Here is an 18,234-nt window from a genome sequence, read left to right as displayed (position 1 = left end):
GTGAGCGACCCCACCGCGGGAGCCAACGCGGCGCGCCGGGCCGGGATCTTCGGCGCGGCCGTCGGCGTGCTCGCGGTCGGCGCCGCGGCCGGGGTGGCCATAGAGCGCATGACGGTCGGACGGGTCCGCCGCCGCGCCGAAGCCGAGATGGACGCGGTCAGCGAGTACGGGATGCTGCACGGCGAGCCGCACATCGTCACCGCCCCCGACGGCGTCGACTTGTACGCCGAAGTCGACGGCGACCCGCGCGCGCCGCTCACCGTGGTCCTGTGCCACGGCTACTGCCTCAACATGGACTGCTGGCACCACCAGCGCGAGGCGCTGGGCGACGACTACCGGCTCGTCCTGTTCGACCAGCGCAGCCACGGCCGTTCGGGCCGCGGCACGCCGGAGAGCGCGACGATCGACCAGCTCGGCGACGACCTCTACGCGGTCATCAAGGCGCTCGTGCCGAAGGGCCCGATGGTGCTCGTCGGGCACTCCATGGGCGGCATGACGATCATGGCGCTCGCCGACCGGCACCCCGAACTGTTCGGGACGCGGGTCGTCGGCGTCGGCCTGCTCAACACCTCGGCGGGGCGATGGGCGACGGTCACCCTCGGTATCCCCGCCGCGGGCGCCCGGCTGATGCACCGGGTCGCGCCCGGGGTGATGCGCACCCTCGGCAAGCGCGCGGCGCTGGTCGAGGCGACCCGCCGGGCGGCGCGGGACCTCGTGTACGTGTTCACCGAGCGGTACGCGTTCGACTCCGACGTGGACCCGGCGGTCGTGCGGTTCACCGACCGGATGATCTCCGCGACGCCGATCGACGTGATCGCGGAGTTCTTCCCCGCGTTCGAGACGCACGACAAGCTGGCCGCGCTGCCGGTGCTCGGCCGCGTGCCGACGCTGGTGGTCGGCGGCGCGGGGGACATGATGGCCCCGGCGTCGCACAGCGAGGCCATCCACGACGCGGTGCCGGACGCGGAACTGGTGATCGTGCCGGACTCCGGCCATCTCACCCCGTTGGAGCATCCGGAGGTGGTGGATGCGGCGCTGCGCGGTCTTCTCGCGCGCGCCGCACGCGAAGCCGCCCGGCGCGGTGGCGGCGGTGGACGGCGGCGAAGCGGATCGACGGGTTCCGCCGCCGGGAAGAACGCGGCGGGTGACGCGGCCGGTTGACCCGGCCGCTCGGCCGGTGCGGCGAGCGGACCCGCCGGACGGTCCGGCGGCACGGACTCGGACGGGACGACAGGACAGAGCAGTGGGGCAGGAAACGGTGGAGACGGTGCGGACCGAGCAGATCGAGGTGCCCACCGGCGAGGCGATGCGCGAACTGGGGCGGCGGCTCGCCGCGGTCCTGCGCGGCGGCGACCTGCTGGTGCTGTCGGGCGGCCTGGGTGCGGGGAAGACGACGTTCACGCAGGGCCTCGGGGTGGGGCTCGGCGTGCGCGGGGCGGTGACGTCGCCGACGTTCGTGATCGCCCGGGTGCATCCGTCGCTGGCGGACGGGCCCGCGCTGGTGCACGTGGACGCCTACCGGCTCGGCGGCGCGGACGTCGCGGCCGAGGTGGACGACCTGGACTTGGACGCGTCGCTGGACGAGTCGGTCACGGTCGTGGAGTGGGGGGAGGGCAAGGTCGAGGACCTGGCCGAGGAGCGCCTGCAGATCCTGATCGCCCGGGCGGAAGGCCAAGACGTGGCCGAGGGCGACGACGTGCGGGTCGTGACGTTGCGGGGCATCGGGGAGCGGTGGGCAGGGGTGGACTTCGGGGCGGCGTTGGCGGAGGACAACGTGTGACCTGTGGACGACTTCGGTCCTGTGGACGGGCCGAAGCACGGGTTCACGGGTCCGCGCTTGAATGATCAAAGGGGATCCCCCCAGCGCATATGACCCGACAAGCCGATCGTCGTCCTAACGCCGCCCGGCCAGCTCCGCCGGTCCCTCCGCTCCCTCCGACGGCCCTGACGGTCCCGAAGACCCGCCGCCTCCGCCGCTCGGCGACTGCGTCGCGGTCTCGCCCGTCGACGGCGAGCCCCCGGTCGGCGGTGCCGTCGTCCCGGGAGCGCTGCTCGTCGCCGGTGCCGACGTTTCCGGCGTGGAGGGCGGTGCCGAACTGCTCGGCGGGGTGGACGTGGGCGGCTGGCTGGTCTCGGGCGCGCTTCCGCCGCCGTTGTCCGGCGGTACGGCGAAGTCCGCGACCGGTGCCCCGGACAGCGCCTTCGTCATGTAGGAGGTCCACATCCGCGTCGGCAGGTTGCCGCCGTCGACGCGGGCGAGCCCGGCCGTCCCGTTCATCGACTCGAACGCGTTCGTGGTCGGGTTCTGCCGGAACATGCCGATCGCTGTGGACAGTTGTGGCGTGTAGCCGACGAACCAGGCGGACCGGTTGTCGTCCGTCGTCCCGGTCTTGCCGGCCGCCGGGCGGCCGAGCTGCTGGGCGCGGAAGCCCGTGCCGTTCTCGACCACGGACTGCAGGACCTGGTTGATGCTGTTGGCCTGGTCCGCGGTGTACGGCTGTTCGGAGCCGTGCCCGGGCAGCCCCACGTCCTCGCCGTTGCGGCTCAGCTTCGCCACCGAGTACGCGGCGATGTGGGTGCCTTGGCCGGCGAAGGTGGCGTACGAACCGGCCATGTCGAGCGCGCTCGGCGTGGCGGTGCCCAGCGACACCGACGGGTTCGGTTCGAGTCCGGGCGTGTCCTTGTCCAGACCGGTGCGGATGGAGTCGGCGACCACCAGGTCAGGGCCGACGTCCATGCCGAGTTGGGCGTATACGGTGTTGGCGGACACGTCCATGGCGCGGGACAGCGTGATCATGCCGTAGCTGCGGCCGTCCTCGTTGCCGGGCTGCCACGGCTTGCCGTTCTCGAGGACGGGCTTGCCGTTCGGATAGGTGATCACGACGTCGTTGTTGCCGTCGTACACCGTCTGCGGGGTGATCGGGACCCGCTTCCTGCCCTTGAGGACGCCTTCGCGCAGTCCGGCGGCCAGCACGTAGGGCTTGAACGTGGAGCCGACCTGGACGTCGCGGCGGGTCGCGCTGTTGACGAACTGCTTGACGTAGTCGGGGCCGCCGTAGATCGCCACGATCTTCCCGGTGGCCACGTCGACGGACGCGCCGCCGACCCGGACGCCCACGTCGGCGCGGTTGCCCGCCGGGTCGAGGCTGCCCGCGAGCGTGCTCTGCACGGTGTCGTACATGGCTTGGGTCTTGGCTTTGTCGAACGTCGTGGTGATTGTGTAGCCGCCCGCGGCCAGCAGGTCTTCGTCGACGACGTCGTTGTCGAGCAGGTACTGCTTGGCGGTCTCGACGAGGTAGCCGTTCATGCCGGCGAGGCCTGGCTGGGTCTTCGGGTCGAGGGGCTCGGGGAAGACCATGGCGGCGCGTTCCTGCGGGGTCAGCCACTTCGACTTGACCATGCCGTCGAGGACGTAGTTCCAGCGGGCGACGGCCTTGGCGCGGCCGTGCTCGGTGGTGTTCTTGACGTCGTAGGCGCCCGGCGCGTTGATCAGCGCGGCCAGGTAGGCGCCCTGTTCGACGGTCAACTGCGAGGCGTCGACGCCGTAGTAGGCCTGCGCGGCGGCCTGGATGCCGTAGGCGCCGCGGCCGAAGTAGACGGTGTTGAGGTAGCCCTCGAGGATGTCGTCCTTGGACTCGGTGCGGTCCATCTTGACCGCGATGATCGCTTCCTTGAGCTTCCGCGACACGGTCTGCGCCTGGGTGAGGTACAGGTTTTTGACGTACTGCTGGGTGATCGTCGAGCCGCCCTGCAGCGAGGCTCCGCCGCTGGTCACCGAGTTGACCAGGCCGCGCATCGTGCCGGTGAGCGAGATGCCGGAGTCCGAGTAGAAGGTGCGGTTCTCCGCGGCGAGGAAGGCGCGCTGGACCTGGAGCGGCACGGACGACAGCGGCACGTTCTGCCGGTTGGTGGTGCCGGTGCGGGCGATCTCGCTGCCGTCGCTCCACAGGTAGATGTTGCTCTGCTTGGTCGCGCTGGCGTTCGGCTGCGAGGGAATGGGGGTGATCGCGTAGACGACGCCCGCGCCGAGGAACAGCAGGCCGATCACGAACAGCAGTGCGGTGAGGAACTGCTTCACCGACGGGATCCACTGGCGGAACTTGGACTTGCCCGCTCGCGGATAGTCGAAGGCGCGGCGGCGGCGCGGCACGGTGACCGACGGGGCGGCAGGCGGGCCGCCCGCGGGGGTGCCGGGGCCCGGTGTGTGATCTGACACTGCGTCACCGCTTCCGCTCACCGCATATCTGCCTGATCTCGAAGGCGATGATATGTGGATAAATCGGGTGGGGTGATGTTGTGCGGCGCGAACGGGTGGTCCGCGCGCGCCGTCAGGCGACGACGACGACGGACGTGCCCACGTCGACGAACTCGTACAGCGCCTTGCTGTCGTCCACCGTTTCGCGGACGCCCGCGTTCGCCTTCTTCGACCCGGTCGTGGTGCGCGGCGACGTCGTGGTCTTCCCGGTGGGCTTGCGCGTGCCGGAGGGCTGGGGCGCGTTGGCCGCCATGATGTCGTCGAGCGGCGTGTCCGTGCCGCTGAAGCCGTAGATCACGCTGCCCGCGGAACCTATGCGCACCGTGTAGACGATCTTGAGGCCGTCGCCGCCGTTCTGCGGCCCGGGGGTCTTGCCCTGGACCCGGTAGGTGCCCACCGGCGTGAGGACCGAGCCGGGCGCCACCTTGTAGAAGCGCGGCACCTTCTCGTTGGCGTCGACCAGCCACACCAGGTTCTGCCCGACCGAGTACACGACCCGCATGCCGGTCCCGGAGTTCGCCGGCACCGGCGGCTGCGAGGGCGACGCGGGCGCCTGCGGCTGCCCGGGCGGAGCCGGTGCCGGGCTGGTCGCCGACACCGCGGCGCGGCGGTCGTCCGGTGCCGAATCGGCGGCCTTCCAGGCCAGCGCGCCCACGCCGATCAGCGCCGCGACCGTGAGGCTCGCGACCGTCGTACCGGGATTCGCCATGACCATGCCCTTCGGTGACCGTGTGCGCCGCGCGGCGCCGTACCGTGCACCCACATCGTGCCAGGCGGGTGACGGCGTCCGTGCCGGGACAGCACGAAACCCCGCGGTACCGGCGACGCCTGCGGGGCGCCCCCGGTTCCGCGGGGTTCCGTGGGGATTCTCGGGTCAGCCGCCTTGCATCTTGCCGTTCAGCCACAGGAACGCGGGCTCCACGAGCTGCCGCCACGTGCCGGTCACGTGCCCGCCGCGCGGCACCGTGAACGACTCCGCCGGCACTCCCGCCTGCCGCGCCGCGAGCACCAGTTCGTCGCTGAACCTGGTCAGCCCGACCTGGTCCTCTTTGCTGGTCATCAGCCACAGCGCCACGTCCGGCGCGGGCTTCTGGTTGTTCAGCAGCCACATGGCGCTGTTCTTGTCGCGCAGAGCGGTGTCGCCGTTGAACGCGGACGTGTCGCCTTTGAAGTCGTCACCCGCGATGCTCATGCCGTAGCGGAACGCCTGCGGGTGCTGCACGGCGAGCTTGACCGCGCAGGTGCCGCCGGTCGAGTAGCCGAGCGTCGCCCACTTCTTCGGGTCGGACGACACGCGGAAGTTGCCGACCACCATGGACCGCACGTCGTCGGCCAGCCACGTGCCACGCTTGCCCTTGCCGGGCACGTCGCTGCACTGGGTGTTGTTCGAGTTGTTGCCGATGTCCGCGACGACCAGCACGAACGGCTGCGACTTGCCGCTCGCGAACAGCGGCTCGACCTGCTTCTGCACGTTCATCGCGCCGCCGCCGACCCAGCCGGAGTTGGTGCCGGGGATACCGTGCAGCAGCATCACGACAGGGAACTCGCGGTTCTTGTTCGCGGGGTCGTCGTACTGCGGCGGCGTGTAGACGTCCACCTCGCCGGTGACGCCGGACTTCGGGCCGGTGAAGCTGGTCTTCACGAACCTGCCCGAGTACGGGTCGAACTTCTGATTGCCGCCGTGCGGACCCCCGTGCGGGCCGCCCGGCGCGTTCTTCCCGGCCACCGACGGCGGCAGGTCGGGGCCGCCGCCCGAGGCCTGCTCGGCGGACACGTCGCCGACGTCCTGGCCGAACAGGTCGGCCCAGGTGACGTAGAACGGGCCGAGCGACTTGTTGACGATGATCAGCGCGCACAGCGCGGCGCACACCTGCCCGGTCACCAGGAGGCCGGCCCGCCCGGCCACGTGCAGCGGCGTGCGGCTCGCCAGCTTCGGCCACAGCGCCACGGTGGCGACCAGAGCGGCCACGACCAGCAGCACCGTCAGCCACATGAACGGCGTCCCGGCTGGACCCATGGGGAGTGCTCCTTGCTTCCTGTCGCGCTGTCGTCTCGCGTGTGCGGCTGCCGTGTCCTGCCCCGCGAGTGACCGGAATTGCGGCTGTCGGGCGGCGGCGCTTCAGTGTCTCCCGACCCGGGGGTGATCCCGTCCGTCCCGGCGGCCCCTCTCGGGCGGGATAGCCTGGGCCGGTGCTGTTGCTCGCTTTCGATACCGCCACCCCCGCAGTGACCGTCGCTCTACACGACGGATCCCGCATCGTGTCCGGTTGCACGCAAATCGACGCCCGTCGGCACGGCGAACTGCTGGCCCCCGGGATCGTCACCGTCCTCGCCGAGGCGGGCCGCGACCGGACGGAGCTGACGGACATCGCCGTCGGTGTCGGCCCCGGGCCGTACACCGGGCTGCGCGTCGGCCTGATGACCGCGCGCGCCCTCGGCGACGCCCTGGGCATTCCGGTGCACGGCATCTGCACCCTGGACGCCCTCGCGTACGCGTCCGGCCGCAGCGGACCGTTCGTCGCCGCGACCGACGCGCGCCGCAAGGAGGTGTACTGGGCGCGGTACGCCGACGCCCGCACCCGCACCGCGGGCCCGGGCGTCGACCGCGCCGCCGACATCGCCGAGTCCGTCGCAGGACTGCCCGCGATCGGCGCCGGCGCCGCGCTGTACGCCGACGCGTTCGCCGAGGTCGCCGGCCCGGAACACGTCGACGCCGCCGCGCTGGCCGATCTCGCGGTCGAGCGGCTCAAGGACGGCGGCGAGCTGCTGCCACCCGAGCCGCTCTACCTGCGGCGCCCGGACGCCAAGGTGCCGGCCAACTACAAGGCCGTCTCGCAGCCCTGAGCACCCGAAACCGGCACGCCGTCCCGCGGCGGGGACACCACCGCGGGACGGCGTGCCGGTCGGGCATGCCGCTTGGTTGTGCTGGTGGGGAGTGCTGGTGGGTAGTGCCGGTCGGTTGTGCCATCACTCGTGCGGGTTACTGCGGCGGGTGCCGGTCCAGCCAGTCCTCGAACAGCCGGTCGATCGCGTCGAGGAAGTCGTTCCCGGTGCTCGGCCGCATCCGCAGCACCTGCGGATCGTGGTCGCTGGCCTGGTCCGCGAACTCGGCGTTCACGTGCACGATGTCGTACTCGAACCGGGTGATCCGCGGGCTGGTCAGCACGTGGTCGAGGACCTGGCTGTTGCCGTTGTAGACGTAGCCGTACTGCTCGTCCGCGGGCAGCGTGGTGACCAGGCTGCGCAACGATCCGTCCGACGTCAGCTGCTGCAGCGCGGGCGAGAAGGCGAAGTCGTTCAGGTCGCCGAGCACGACCAGATTGGCCTTCGGGTCGGACGCCAGCAGCTTGCTCACGAAGTCGTGCAGCACCGCGGCCTGCCGGACCCGCTGCACCTCCGAGGTCCGGGTCGGCGGCTGGAAGCGGCTGTCGAGCGCCTGGTCGCCGCCCTTGGACGCGAAGTGGTTCGCGATCACGAACACCGTCCGGCCACGGAACAGGAACTCGGCGGCGAGCGGCTTGCGGCTGTTCGCCCACGCCTCGTCGGTCGGCGCGACGCGGCCGGGGGAGGCGGTCAGCTGGGTCTGGCCGTACCAGGTCTTGCGCACGTCGACCGCGGTCGTCGCGTCGCCACCGGGGCGGTCGACGAACTGCACGCGCTTGGGGTCGAACAGGAACGCGGTGCGGATGTTGCCGCCCGGCTGGCCGCCGTCCTTCCCGTCCTGCGGCGCGATCGACCGCCACTGGTACGCCGGGCCGCCGGCCGCGGAGATCGCGGCGACGAGCCGACTCAGGGTCTGGTCCGCGGCGACCGTGCCGTCGTCGTCCGGGCCGCTGTTGTCCTGGATCTCCTCCAGGGCCACGATGTCCGGCGTCGCCAGGTTCGTGACGATGCCGCGGGCGAGGCGGTCGAACTTCGCCTGCGTGTCCTTCGGCGACAGGTTCTCCACGTTGTACGTGGCGACCGCCAGTTCGGTGGTCTTCTGATCGCGCGTCACCTCGGGCGTGCGGCCCGCGGAGGTCAGGTGGCCGAGCGTGGTGGCGGCGATGCCGTAGCCGCCGAAGCTGTCGTACGTCATCGGACCCGCGGTCGGGCCGGAAAGGGTGTCGCCGACGTTCGCCGTCGGGAACGGGCGCTCGGCGAACGGGATGAGCGAGGTGACCTTGATCCGGCCCGGGTTCTGTGCGGTGTACGAGCCGTACAGCGTGCCACCGCCCGCCGTCGGGTTCTGCCCCAGCTCGGTGGTGACCCACAGCTCGCCGTGCGTGTTGGTGGCGCCGACGACGCGCGTGTCGGCGACCTGCACGCGCTCGCTCTCCAGCGACTCGTAGAAGTCGAGCGCGTAGGCGGACGGCTGGAGCGGCAGCGTGTCCAGCGCACCGTCCCGCGTGTAGGCGTCCGGCACGGACGCCGCGTCCAGCACCACCGCCGCGGGCAGCGGGTTGCCGGACGACGCGACCGTCCACGACGCGCCGGTGAGTTCGGTCAGCGACTGCGGCGCGGCGTCGGCGGAACCCGGGTAGTACTCCTCGACCTTGCCGGTCACCGTGACCGCGTCGCCCACCGCGACGCCCTGCGGCGTCGCGTTGCCGGTGAACACGAACAGGCCTTCAGAGGTGCGCGGGTCGTCGTCGGGCTGCGGGTCCTGGATCCAGAAGCCGCGCGACGAGCCGAACGGGCGGATCGCGGTGACGATGCCGGGGACCGCGGAGACCTGGGCGCCGTTCTTCGGCGAGACCCGCGTGGTGCCCTGGATGTCGTGGATGCGCGCGGTCGGCGCGGGCTCGCCGCCCGGCGTCCCCGGGACTTCTCCGCGGGCGTTGACCGGAGTGGGCGCGCCCGCGGTGAAGTCCGCGGCGTTGTCGTCGGTGTCGTCGGAAGACGCGTCGCGGGCGACCGCGGCACTGTTCGACGCGCCGGTCGCGGGAGAGCCTTCGCGGACGGCGGCGTTGCCGTAGCCGACGAGGTCGCGGACCCGGGTGTCGGCGGCGCACTCGTCGGGCGTCGAGCAGGTCAGCCGGTCGGCGGTGGCGGCCACCGCGACGGTGCCGGCGGTCGCGGACATCGCGATCGACCCGGCGACGTCCGGTGTCGGCAGTGCCACGGTGCCGTTCTGGCCCTTGGCTTCGGCGACGAGCAGGCGCCCGCCCGGGGCGATGCTGCCGGTGAGCGCGGTGGCCTGCCACGCGGTGCCCGCGGCGGCGGTCGCCGAGCGGTACTGCACGGTCCAGCCGGTCAGGTCGACGGCGGCGGCGGACTTGTTGACGAGTTCGACGAAGTCGTGGGTGAGGGTGGCGCCCGCGTTGCCGCCGCCGCCGTAGACCTCGGCGACGAGCACGTCGGGAGAGGGGGCCGCGGCAGCCGGATGCGCGGCGATCAGCACGGGACTCACGGCGAGCGCGCCCGCGACGGCCGTCGCGAGCGTGCGGGGAGATCGGCGCCTGCGTGGCGGCGTCGGTCGAGATGTCACCCGGATCCTCCTGATCCTCCTGGGGCGGTGGGCCGAACGGGCAAATCCTCGGGAGCGCTGGTGAACGCGGGCCGTCGCCGGAACGACGGCCGGGCCGTGCGGGGCGGAACAACGAACGGGAAAGCGGACAACTCGGCGGGCCGGGCACGGCGGATTTCTCCGCGCGTAGACCCCGAGGGAATCGAAGCAGGTCGGGCAGCGGAATCCCAGGGGGCGCGAGGAGCGGGTTGCCGGGCGCGGGGGCGTGCGCGGTCGTGGCGCGGTCGTCGCGCGGTCGTGCGGATCGCGGTGGGGATCCCTGTGTGGCCTTTGTGTGGATCTTCGTGGGGCCTTGGTCCAGGCTTGTCCGGGCCTTCGCGTCGCCTTCGCGCGGCCTGCGTGCGGCCTGCGTGTGGATTTCGCGCGGCCTTCGCGCGGCCCTCGCGTGGCCGGGGTGTCCGCTTCGCCGCCGTAGACTCGCGACATGGACTCCGCCCCCACGCTCCGCGCCATGCGCTGGTGGGACATCGCACCGCTGCTCGTGCTCGAACACGACCTGTTCCCCGAAGACGCCTGGTCCGAGGGCATGTTCTGGTCGGAACTCGCGGAGCCGGAAACCCACCACTACGTGGTTGCCGAGGACGCGTCCGGCACGATCGCCGGCTACGCGGGCCTGGCCGTGGCCGGCGGCGACGCCGACGTGCAGACCATCGGCGTCCGGCGCGACCTGTGGGGCACCGGCCTCGGTGCCGACCTGCTCGCCGACCTGCTGTCCGCGGCCCGCGCGCACGGCTGCGGGCACGTGCTGCTGGAAGTCCGCGTGGACAACGTCCGCGCGCAACGCCTGTACGAACGCTTCGGGTTCGCGCCGCTCGGTATCCGCCGCGGCTACTACCAGCCGGCCAACGTCGACGCGCTGGTCATGCGCTGCGACCTGAGCCGCACCCCTGTTCCTTCCGCTGCTCCCGCTTCTGCTGCTGCCTCGCCCGACTCGAACGGAGCCTCCGCCGGTGGCTGACGAACCCCTGGTCCTCGGCATCGAGACCTCGTGCGACGAGACCGGTATCGGCATCGTGCGCGGCACCACGCTGCTCGCCGACGCGGTTGCGTCCAGCGTCGACGAGCACGCCCGCTTCGGCGGCGTGGTCCCCGAAGTGGCCAGTCGCGCGCACTTGGAGGCCATGGTCCCCACAGTGCACCGCGCGCTGAAGACCGCAGGCGTCACGATGGCGGACATCGACGCGATCGCGGTCACCTCCGGCCCCGGCCTGGCCGGTGCGCTGCTCGTCGGCGTCGCCGCGGCCAAGGGCTACGCGATGGCGCTCGACAAGCCGGTGTACGGCGTCAACCACCTCGCCGCCCACGTCTGCGTCGACCAGCTCGAGCACGGGCGGCTGCCGGAGCCGTGCATGGCGCTGCTGGTGTCGGGCGGGCATTCGTCGCTGCTGATGGTGCCCGATGTGACGTCCGATGTACGGCCGTTGGGCTCCACCATCGACGATGCGGCGGGGGAGGCGTTCGACAAGGTCGCCCGTGTCCTCGGGCTCGGGTTTCCGGGCGGGCCGGTGATCGACCGGAAGGCCCGCGAGGGCGACCCGGAGGCGATCGCGTTCCCGCGCGGCCTCACCGGCCCCCGCGACGCGGCCTACGACTTCTCCTTCTCCGGACTCAAGACCGCGGTAGCGCGCTGGGTCGAGGGCCGGGCGCGCGACGGGCAGCCGGTGCCGGTCGCGGATGTGGCGGCGTCGTTCCAGGAAGCCGTCGTGGACGTGCTCACCCGCAAGGCGATCCGGGCGTGCCGGGAGAACGGCGTCGAACACCTGCTGCTCGGCGGCGGCGTCGCGGCCAATTCGCGGCTGCGCGCGATGGCCGCGGAGCGCTGTGCGGCGGCCGGGATCTCGTTGCGCGTGCCCCGTCCGGGCCTGTGCACGGACAACGGCGCGATGGTCGCGGCGCTGGGCGCGGAAATGGTGAACCGCAACCGGCGCCCGTCGCTGCTCGACATTCCGGCGGATTCGTCGATGCCGGTTACCGTCACCCAGGCCTGAGGAGTCAGCTGTGACCGCACCCGTGACCGCGTCGATGTGGGAGGCGAAAGCCGAACCCGGCAGCGCCGAGGCCTTGGTCGAATGGGTCTACGCGACGGCGCTCCCGTCGCTGCGCAGCGCCCCCGGGCTGACGCGTGCCGAGGTGTTCCGCAGCGCGGACAGCCGCGTCGTGGTCATCAGCCTGTGGACCGGCGACCCGGCCGGACTGCCGGATCCGCCGGCGGATCTGCTGGCACGTCCGCCGCATGCGTGGGACTTCGAGCAGGTGCAGCGCTGAGCCGTCGGATGTCGGGTTGCCGCCCGGGTCGGTGCCCGCGCTGGTGTTCGGGCCGGTACTCGTGTGGGTGTTCGGGTGCAACGGTGGGCGGCCTCGCGCGCGTGTAGTCCTCGGAGCCGTCCGTACGCGGGCGGCCCGGGGAACCGCGGTGGTCCTGAGGGTGCTCCGCGGGCCATCCCGCGACCTGCCGAGAAATCCGGCCCGTCCCCGACGAGGAGGCCTGATTCACAAGCCGGGGACGGGACGGCCGCACCGCATGGCGACGCGCCGCCGCACGTGCCATGCCTTCAGGACTTGAGTGTGCCCTGTGCACGCCGACCTATACACCCGTATCGACATTCCCGGGCCGGTCGGTTGCGCGATGGTGTATGCGGAGCCGCGTACGGTGGGACGCCGGTGTGACGCTGTGGATCGATGAAGGGCGCGGAACCGTGGCGGTACGTACAGCAGTTCGGGCGGCTCGGGCAGCTCGGACGGGGGCCCGGGTGCGGCTCGGTGTGGTGGGCGCGGTCGTCGCGGCGCTGCTCCTGGCGGGATGCGGGGACGACAACAAGCCGAAACCGTTCGGACAGAACATGCCCAGCGCCGGTGCGGTGCCCTCCGGTTCGTCCGCGCCCGGCAACAACACGCAGGCCGCCCCCGCTCCGGACGACGTCCAGGCGGCAGCGGCGCGCTGGGGCATCAAGCCGTTCGCCGCACCGCCCAAGCCGCCCGCGCAGAAGCCGGTGAAGGCGAATCTGTCGGCACCGGTCGTGGTCCGGCAGGTCCCCACCGACCAGAAGATCGTGTTCGTCACGCTCGACGACGGGGCGGAGAAGGACCCGAAGTTCCTCGACATGCTGAAGGACCTCGGCGTGCCGGTGACGATGTTCCTGAACGACACATACATCAAGCAGAACCCGGACTATTTCAAGAAGCTCCAGGAACTCGGCAACACGATCCAGAACCACACCGTCGACCACCCGAACCTGAAGACGCTGTCGGCGGAGGCGCAGAAGCGCGAGATCTGCGGCGACTCGGACGCCATCGCGGCGGCATACGGGAAGCGCCCGGTGCTGTTCCGGCCGCCGTTCGGGAACTACAACGACGCCACGCTGAAGGCGGCGGGGGAGTGCGGGATGGGCGCGATCATCCTGTGGCGCGAGTCGATGCAGATCAACGACATGCAGTACGACGAGGGCCTGAAGAAGCTCCATCCGGGCGACATCATCCTGGCGCACTTCCGCGGACCGTCGGAGCTGAAGGGCACGACGATGACGCAGATGATGGCGAACCTGTTCAAGAAGATCCAGGAACAGGGGTTCACCATCGCGCGCTTGGACGACTACGTGTGAGTTCGGTCCTGTGGTGAGGGGCGGGCTCGTCGGGGGTGGCCGGTGGCCGGATTCCGGCGGGCTTGCCTTACACGGGGTGGCCGAGCAGCATCGTCGGCGCGCCGTCGACCCGGGTCAGGAACACCGTCGCCGACGTTCGCCCGGACGGCTTGACCTTCTTCAGGACTTCCTCGGGTGTGACGGCCGAGCCGCGCTTCTTCACCGTCAGCGTGCCGATGTCGCGTTCCCGGACCAGGGCCTTGAGCCGTTTGAGGTTGAAGGGCAGCACGTCGGTGAGCCGGTACGCGTGTGCGAACGGGGTTGGCACGAGCGTGTCGGCGGTGATGTAGGCGATCGACTCGTCCACCAGCACGCCGCCGACCTCCTCGGCGACCTCGGCGACCAAGTGGGCGCGGATGACGGCGCCATCGGGCTCGTAGAGGTAACGCCCCACAGGGCCGTGCGGCGCCTGACGCGGGGTGGCCGCCGCGAGGGACGCGGCCTGCGGCAACAGCGTTGCCCGAAGCGGCTGTTCGACGAGTTTCTCGCCCCACCAGAGGACGGCTTCCTTCACGTCCCCCGCGTAGGACACCCATTCGGCTTCCATCCCCGACGGGATGGCCTCGTGCGGAATCCCCGGCGCGACCTTCGCGGCGCCGCACGGCACTTTCGCGGCGAGCGTGTCGAGGAACGACAGCGGCGGCGAGTAGGCCTCCGGATCGAACACCCGCCCCCGCGCGGTCCGCCGCGCCGGGTCGAGGAACGCGGCGTCGTACCCAGCGAGTTCGACCTCGGTCACATCGGCGCACCGCACCTCGACGCGCTCGGCGAGCCCCAGCGCCTCGGCATTCGCCGCGGCCACCGCGCACGTCAGCGGATCCCGGTCGACGGCCACCACCCGCACCCCGGCACGCGCGAGTGCGAGCGCGTCACCCCCGATCCCGCAGCACAGATCCACCGCGGTACGGATGCCCGCGGCGGCGATGCGTGCGGCCCGGTGATCGGCGACCGCCACCCGGGTGGACTGCTCGACTCCGTGCGCCGTGAAGAACATCCGCGCGGCATCGTCCCCGAACTTCGCCTTCCCCCGCTGCCGCAGCCGCTCCTGCGTCATCGCCGCGGCGACCAGCTCCGCCGGGAACTCCTTCCGCAGCCTCGTCGCCAGGGCGATCTCGTCACCGGTCCCAAACCCCCGCACCCGCTCGAGCAGCCCGCGCCCCTCATCGGCCATCAACAACGCAAAGGTCTGGGTATCCACCCACCCATTCTCCCGGTCGGTGCGCACGCCCCGATCACCCCCACACCTTGTCGACCGTATGGTTGTCGCGCGGTGTGGCGGGGTGGCAAAGGCGGCGTAGGCACGGGGGATGTGGGGGAACAGCGTGGCGCGTGAGAGCCAGAAGGCCCGAGACCACCGGGACCGCCGGGGCCACCGGCCGGGCGGCCTACGGAAGCGCCCCCGTCGAAACCGGCCGCCCACCCGCCAAAGCCTGCGCCGTGCGGCCTACGCCTGGGCGGCCTACACCGTCGCCATCTGCGCCGCCGGCGTGAACTCCTGGTTCGCCTACTCCGGCCGCACCCGCGTGCTGCACATCTCCGCGCAGATCCTCGCCGCACTCATCGGCACAGCCGTCGCCCTCGACTACTGGCGCCGCTCCACCCGCACCCCCGAAGCACCCCGCCCGGCCCCCACACACTCCCTACGCACGCATGGTGATGGCGCGGAAGGGGGGTGAAGTATGTGTCCGGGCGGCTCCCTCGCAGCGAGGGCCGTGGCGCTACCGACGAGCCCCGACAAGCACCGCGTCCATCTGCGGTCCCGTTCGCAGAATCGCTTGGTACATAGCGACTTCACCAAACCGCACGACCACACCCGTGGACTGTCAGCGGGCTCAGCAGGCGGAGGGCACTTTCACCCCGGGGCGATCCAGGACCTCGACGAACATGATCGCGCCATGGACGACGTCGAGGATGACCATCCCGCTCTCGGGGGACAACGCGATGTTCCGGTGCCCCAAGCCGTACCTGCCGACGGGCCTGGAGGCGGTGTAGAAGCTCTGGCAGTGGTCGCCGTCGCACGCGCACGTCCCGACGACGGGCATGGACGGCAGAAACGCGGCGAGGCCGTACTCCCCTTCGTCACGCAGGAGCCGGCAGAGTTCCTCACACAGTTCCGGCAGCAGCTCCGCCACACGCGGCGGCCGCCTCACCGCCCTTCGACTGGGTAGCTCATGCCCGGATTATCGTCCCGAGCCCGCGATCCCCGCCGGCGCTTCGAACTGACGGTACGCGTGCCCGATCACGATCGATCGGATCCGTACGACAGCGGTCCGTTACCGCTCGCGGCGCGCTTGGCGCAGGGGGCACAGGTGCAACACGCCCCCCGGGTTATTGGCACTCTAGTTGACGGAGTGCTAACCGAAGCCTAGGGTCTGTGATTGGCACTCTCCCCATGAGTGTGCCAACGCGACGGGCAGGTCCGGCACCCGCGACGACGGGCTTACCTGGTCGCCACCTGACAATTACCCCGTGAGATCTCCGAAGGGGGAGGTCGGATCGTGACGACCGCCAGCACCAAGGTTGCCATCAAGCCGCTTGAGGACCGCATTGTGGTCCAGACGCTCGAAGCCGAGCAGACCACGGCCTCGGGCCTGGTCATTCCGGACACGGCGAAGGAGAAGCCCCAGGAGGGCACTGTCCTGGCCGTGGGCCCGGGCCGGTTCGAGGACGGGCAGCGACTGCCGCTCGACGTGAAGGTCGGCGACACCGTGCTCTACAGCAAGTACGGCGGCACCGAGGTGAAGTACAACGGCGAGGAGTACCTCGTCCTCTCGGCGCGCGACGTTCTCGCAATCATCGAGAAGTGACGATCGCAGCCACCCGCTGAGCCAACGACCCGCCCCGGGCACCCCGACTGGGGCGCCCGGGGCGGTGTCGTTGCGCAGGCAAGGACCGCGGCGCCGTGACGGTCCGCGCGGCGGTGCGAGGCGAACCGGAACGCATCGTTTCGCACCCGCACGGCAGCGCACCGCACACGTGCCGCATCACGCGCTGAAAAACGGCTGACCAAGCCGAAGAGGAACAGAGGATTCACATCCCATGGCCAAGATTCTCCAGTTCGACGAGCACGCCCGTCGTTCGCTCGAGCGCGGCGTCAACGCGCTCGCGGACGCGGTCAAGGTGACGATCGGCCCCAAGGGCCGCAACGTCGTCATCGACAAGAAGTTCGGCGCGCCGACGATCACCAACGACGGCGTCACCATCGCCCGCGAGGTGGAACTCGACGACCCGTACGAGAACCTCGGCGCGCAGCTCGCGAAGGAGGTGGCGACCAAGACCAACGACATCGCGGGTGACGGCACCACCACCGCGACCGTGCTGGCGCAGGCGCTGGTCCGCGAGGGCCTGCGCAACGTCGCCGCCGGTGCCGCGCCGATGGACCTGAAGAAGGGCATCGACGCCGCGGTCAAGGCCGTGTCGGACGAGCTGCTCGGCACCGCCCGCGCGATCGAGGGCAAGGAAGACATCGCCAACGTCGCCGCGCTCTCCGCGCAGGACCGGCAGATCGGCGAGCTGATCGCCGAGGCGATGGACAAGGTCGGCAAGGACGGTGTCATCACCGTCGAAGAGTCGAACACCATGGGCCTCGAACTCGAGTTCACCGAGGGCCTGCAGTTCGACAAGGGCTACCTGTCGCCGTACATGGTGACCGACCAGGAGCGTATGGAGGCCGTCCTCGACGACCCGTACATCCTGATCAACCAGGGCAAGATCTCGGCGATCGCCGAGCTGCTGCCGATCCTCGAGAAGGTCATCCAGTCGGGCGGCAACAAGCCGCTGCTGATCATCGCCGAGGACATCGACGGCGAGGCGCTGTCCACGCTGGTCGTCAACAAGATCCGCGGCACGTTCAACGCCGTCGCGGTCAAGGCCCCGGGCTTCGGCGACCGCCGCAAGGCGATGCTGGAGGACATGGCCATCCTCACCGGCGCCCAGGTCATCGCGCCCGAGGTCGGCCTCAAGCTCGACCAGGCCGGCCTGGACGTGCTCGGCACCGCCCGCCGCGTGACGATCACCAAGGACGCCACGACGGTCGTCGACGGCGCCGGCGACGCGGAGAAGATCTCCGAGCGCGTCCGCCAGCTCAAGGCCGAGATCGAGAACACCGACTCCGACTGGGACCGCGAGAAGCTCCAGGAGCGCCTTGCGAAGCTGGCCGGCGGCGTGTGCGTCATCCGCGTCGGCGCGGCCACCGAGGTCGAGCTGAAGGAGAAGAAGCACCGCTTGGAGGACGCGGTCTCCGCGACCCGCGCGGCGATCGAAGAGGGCATCGTGGCGGGCGGCGGCACCGCGCTCGTGCACGCCTCCGCGGTCCTTGCGGACAACCTGGGCCTGTCCGGCGACGTCGCCACCGGTGTCGCGGTCGTGCGCCGCGCCGCCGTCGAGCCGCTCCGCTGGATCGCGGAGAACGCCGGCCTCGAGGGCTACGTCATCGTCAACAAGGTGCAGGAACTGGGCGTCGGCGAGGGCTTCAACGCCGCCACCGGCGAGTACGGCAACCTGCTCAAGGCCGGCGTCATCGACCCGGTCAAGGTGACCCGCTCCGCGCTGCAGAACGCCGCGTCGATCGCGTCGCTGCTGCTCACGACCGAGTCCCTGGTCGTCGAGAAGCCGGCCGAGGCCGAGGCGAACGGCCACGGCCACAGCCACGGCGGGCACGGCCACAGCCACTGACGCACCCCGATCCGTCGACCGGCGGGTCACGCGGTACCCCGCGCAGGACGCACGAAGGGCCTCGGCCTGCCCGCCCCGCCCGCCGCGGGCGCGCGGGCGGCGCGCCCCCCCCCCCCGCGGGCCCCCCCCCGCCCGGGACCCCCCGGGCCTTATGTGGG

Annotated in this window: 16 protein-coding genes; 10 read left to right on the top strand and 6 right to left on the bottom strand. The window is 71.3% G+C overall.

What is annotated here, in order from left to right:
- Window positions 1-1,161 carry an alpha/beta fold hydrolase gene (locus tag ACPA54_RS10480; RefSeq protein WP_423528411.1) on the top strand — a complete coding sequence of 387 codons (1,161 nt, stop codon included), beginning with the start codon at window positions 1-3 and terminating at the stop codon, window positions 1,159-1,161.
- A gap of 145 nt (window positions 1,162-1,306) precedes the next feature.
- The gene (gene tsaE / locus ACPA54_RS10475) at window positions 1,307-1,780 is read left to right on the top strand and encodes a tRNA (adenosine(37)-N6)-threonylcarbamoyltransferase complex ATPase subunit type 1 TsaE (protein ID WP_423528973.1); all 474 of its coding nucleotides are present in this window, start codon (window positions 1,307-1,309) and stop codon (window positions 1,778-1,780) included.
- Between the two features lie 114 nt (window positions 1,781-1,894).
- Here the strand turns inward: tsaE and ACPA54_RS10470 are convergent, their stop codons facing one another.
- The 3 genes from ACPA54_RS10470 to ACPA54_RS10460 all read right to left on the bottom strand — a co-directional run bounded on the left by ACPA54_RS10470 (window position 1,895) and on the right by ACPA54_RS10460 (window position 6,272).
- On the bottom strand, window positions 1,895-4,216 hold the full coding sequence (locus ACPA54_RS10470) for a transglycosylase domain-containing protein (protein ID WP_423528410.1): 2,322 nt from the start codon (window positions 4,214-4,216) through the stop codon (window positions 1,895-1,897).
- 112 nt (window positions 4,217-4,328) lie between these two features.
- On the bottom strand, window positions 4,329-4,964 hold the full coding sequence (locus ACPA54_RS10465; RefSeq protein ID WP_423528409.1) for a hypothetical protein: 636 nt from the start codon (window positions 4,962-4,964) through the stop codon (window positions 4,329-4,331).
- 165 nt (window positions 4,965-5,129) lie between these two features.
- Window positions 5,130-6,272, bottom strand: coding sequence for an alpha/beta hydrolase (locus ACPA54_RS10460; protein ID WP_423528408.1), 1,143 nt, complete (start codon window positions 6,270-6,272; stop codon window positions 5,130-5,132).
- 173 nt (window positions 6,273-6,445) lie between these two features.
- On the opposite strand from ACPA54_RS10460, the gene tsaB reads away from it, so the two are divergent.
- Entirely contained in the window at window positions 6,446-7,099 is a 654-nt protein-coding gene (gene tsaB, locus ACPA54_RS10455) for a tRNA (adenosine(37)-N6)-threonylcarbamoyltransferase complex dimerization subunit type 1 TsaB (RefSeq protein ID WP_345673641.1), read from the top strand.
- Window positions 7,100-7,235: 136 nt separating this feature from the next.
- Here the strand turns inward: tsaB and ACPA54_RS10450 are convergent, their stop codons facing one another.
- Entirely contained in the window at window positions 7,236-9,647 is a 2,412-nt protein-coding gene (locus ACPA54_RS10450; RefSeq protein ID WP_423528407.1) for a lamin tail domain-containing protein, read from the bottom strand.
- A gap of 541 nt (window positions 9,648-10,188) precedes the next feature.
- On the opposite strand from ACPA54_RS10450, the gene rimI reads away from it, so the two are divergent.
- The 4 genes from rimI to ACPA54_RS10430 all read left to right on the top strand — a co-directional run bounded on the left by rimI (window position 10,189) and on the right by ACPA54_RS10430 (window position 13,363).
- Window positions 10,189-10,722 carry a ribosomal protein S18-alanine N-acetyltransferase gene (gene rimI / locus ACPA54_RS10445; RefSeq protein ID WP_423528406.1) on the top strand — a complete coding sequence of 178 codons (534 nt, stop codon included), beginning with the start codon at window positions 10,189-10,191 and terminating at the stop codon, window positions 10,720-10,722.
- The gene (gene tsaD / locus ACPA54_RS10440; protein ID WP_423528405.1) at window positions 10,715-11,752 is read left to right on the top strand and encodes a tRNA (adenosine(37)-N6)-threonylcarbamoyltransferase complex transferase subunit TsaD; all 1,038 of its coding nucleotides are present in this window, start codon (window positions 10,715-10,717) and stop codon (window positions 11,750-11,752) included. The genes rimI and tsaD overlap by 8 nt, the downstream gene beginning before the upstream one ends.
- Window positions 11,753-11,762: 10 nt before the next feature.
- Window positions 11,763-12,029, top strand: coding sequence for an antibiotic biosynthesis monooxygenase family protein (locus ACPA54_RS10435; RefSeq protein WP_423528404.1), 267 nt, complete (start codon window positions 11,763-11,765; stop codon window positions 12,027-12,029).
- 485 nt (window positions 12,030-12,514) lie between these two features.
- Complete coding sequence (locus tag ACPA54_RS10430) at window positions 12,515-13,363, top strand: polysaccharide deacetylase family protein (RefSeq protein WP_423528403.1); 849 nt, start codon at window positions 12,515-12,517, stop codon at window positions 13,361-13,363.
- 67 nt (window positions 13,364-13,430) lie between these two features.
- On the opposite strand, the gene ACPA54_RS10425 is transcribed toward ACPA54_RS10430, so the two are convergent.
- A complete protein-coding gene (locus ACPA54_RS10425; protein WP_423528971.1) occupies window positions 13,431-14,573 on the bottom strand; it encodes a class I SAM-dependent methyltransferase in 1,143 nt (380 codons plus the stop codon).
- 151 nt (window positions 14,574-14,724) lie between these two features.
- Between ACPA54_RS10425 and ACPA54_RS10420 the strand changes: the two genes are divergently transcribed.
- A complete protein-coding gene (locus ACPA54_RS10420; protein ID WP_423528402.1) occupies window positions 14,725-15,078 on the top strand; it encodes a hypothetical protein in 354 nt (117 codons plus the stop codon).
- A 156-nt stretch (window positions 15,079-15,234) separates the two neighbouring features.
- Here ACPA54_RS10420 and ACPA54_RS10415 read toward each other — a convergent pair whose 3' ends face one another.
- Window positions 15,235-15,534, bottom strand: a complete 300-nt coding sequence (locus ACPA54_RS10415) for a hypothetical protein (RefSeq protein WP_423528401.1) — start codon at window positions 15,532-15,534, stop codon at window positions 15,235-15,237.
- 366 nt (window positions 15,535-15,900) lie between these two features.
- Between ACPA54_RS10415 and groES the strand changes: the two genes are divergently transcribed.
- Both groES and groL read left to right on the top strand, forming a co-directional pair.
- Entirely contained in the window at window positions 15,901-16,209 is a 309-nt protein-coding gene (groES, locus tag ACPA54_RS10410) for a co-chaperone GroES (protein WP_345673649.1), read from the top strand.
- A 232-nt stretch (window positions 16,210-16,441) separates the two neighbouring features.
- On the top strand, window positions 16,442-18,076 hold the full coding sequence (gene groL, locus ACPA54_RS10405; protein ID WP_423528400.1) for a chaperonin GroEL: 1,635 nt from the start codon (window positions 16,442-16,444) through the stop codon (window positions 18,074-18,076).
- Window positions 18,077-18,234 lie beyond the last annotated feature (158 nt).

This window comes from Uniformispora flossi, from assembly GCF_049534875.1.
Lineage (GTDB): Bacteria > Actinomycetota > Actinomycetes > Streptomycetales > Streptomycetaceae > Yinghuangia > Yinghuangia aomiensis.
Note: the sequence above shows the minus strand (reverse complement) of the source record. Positions and strands in the feature narration are given on the sequence as shown.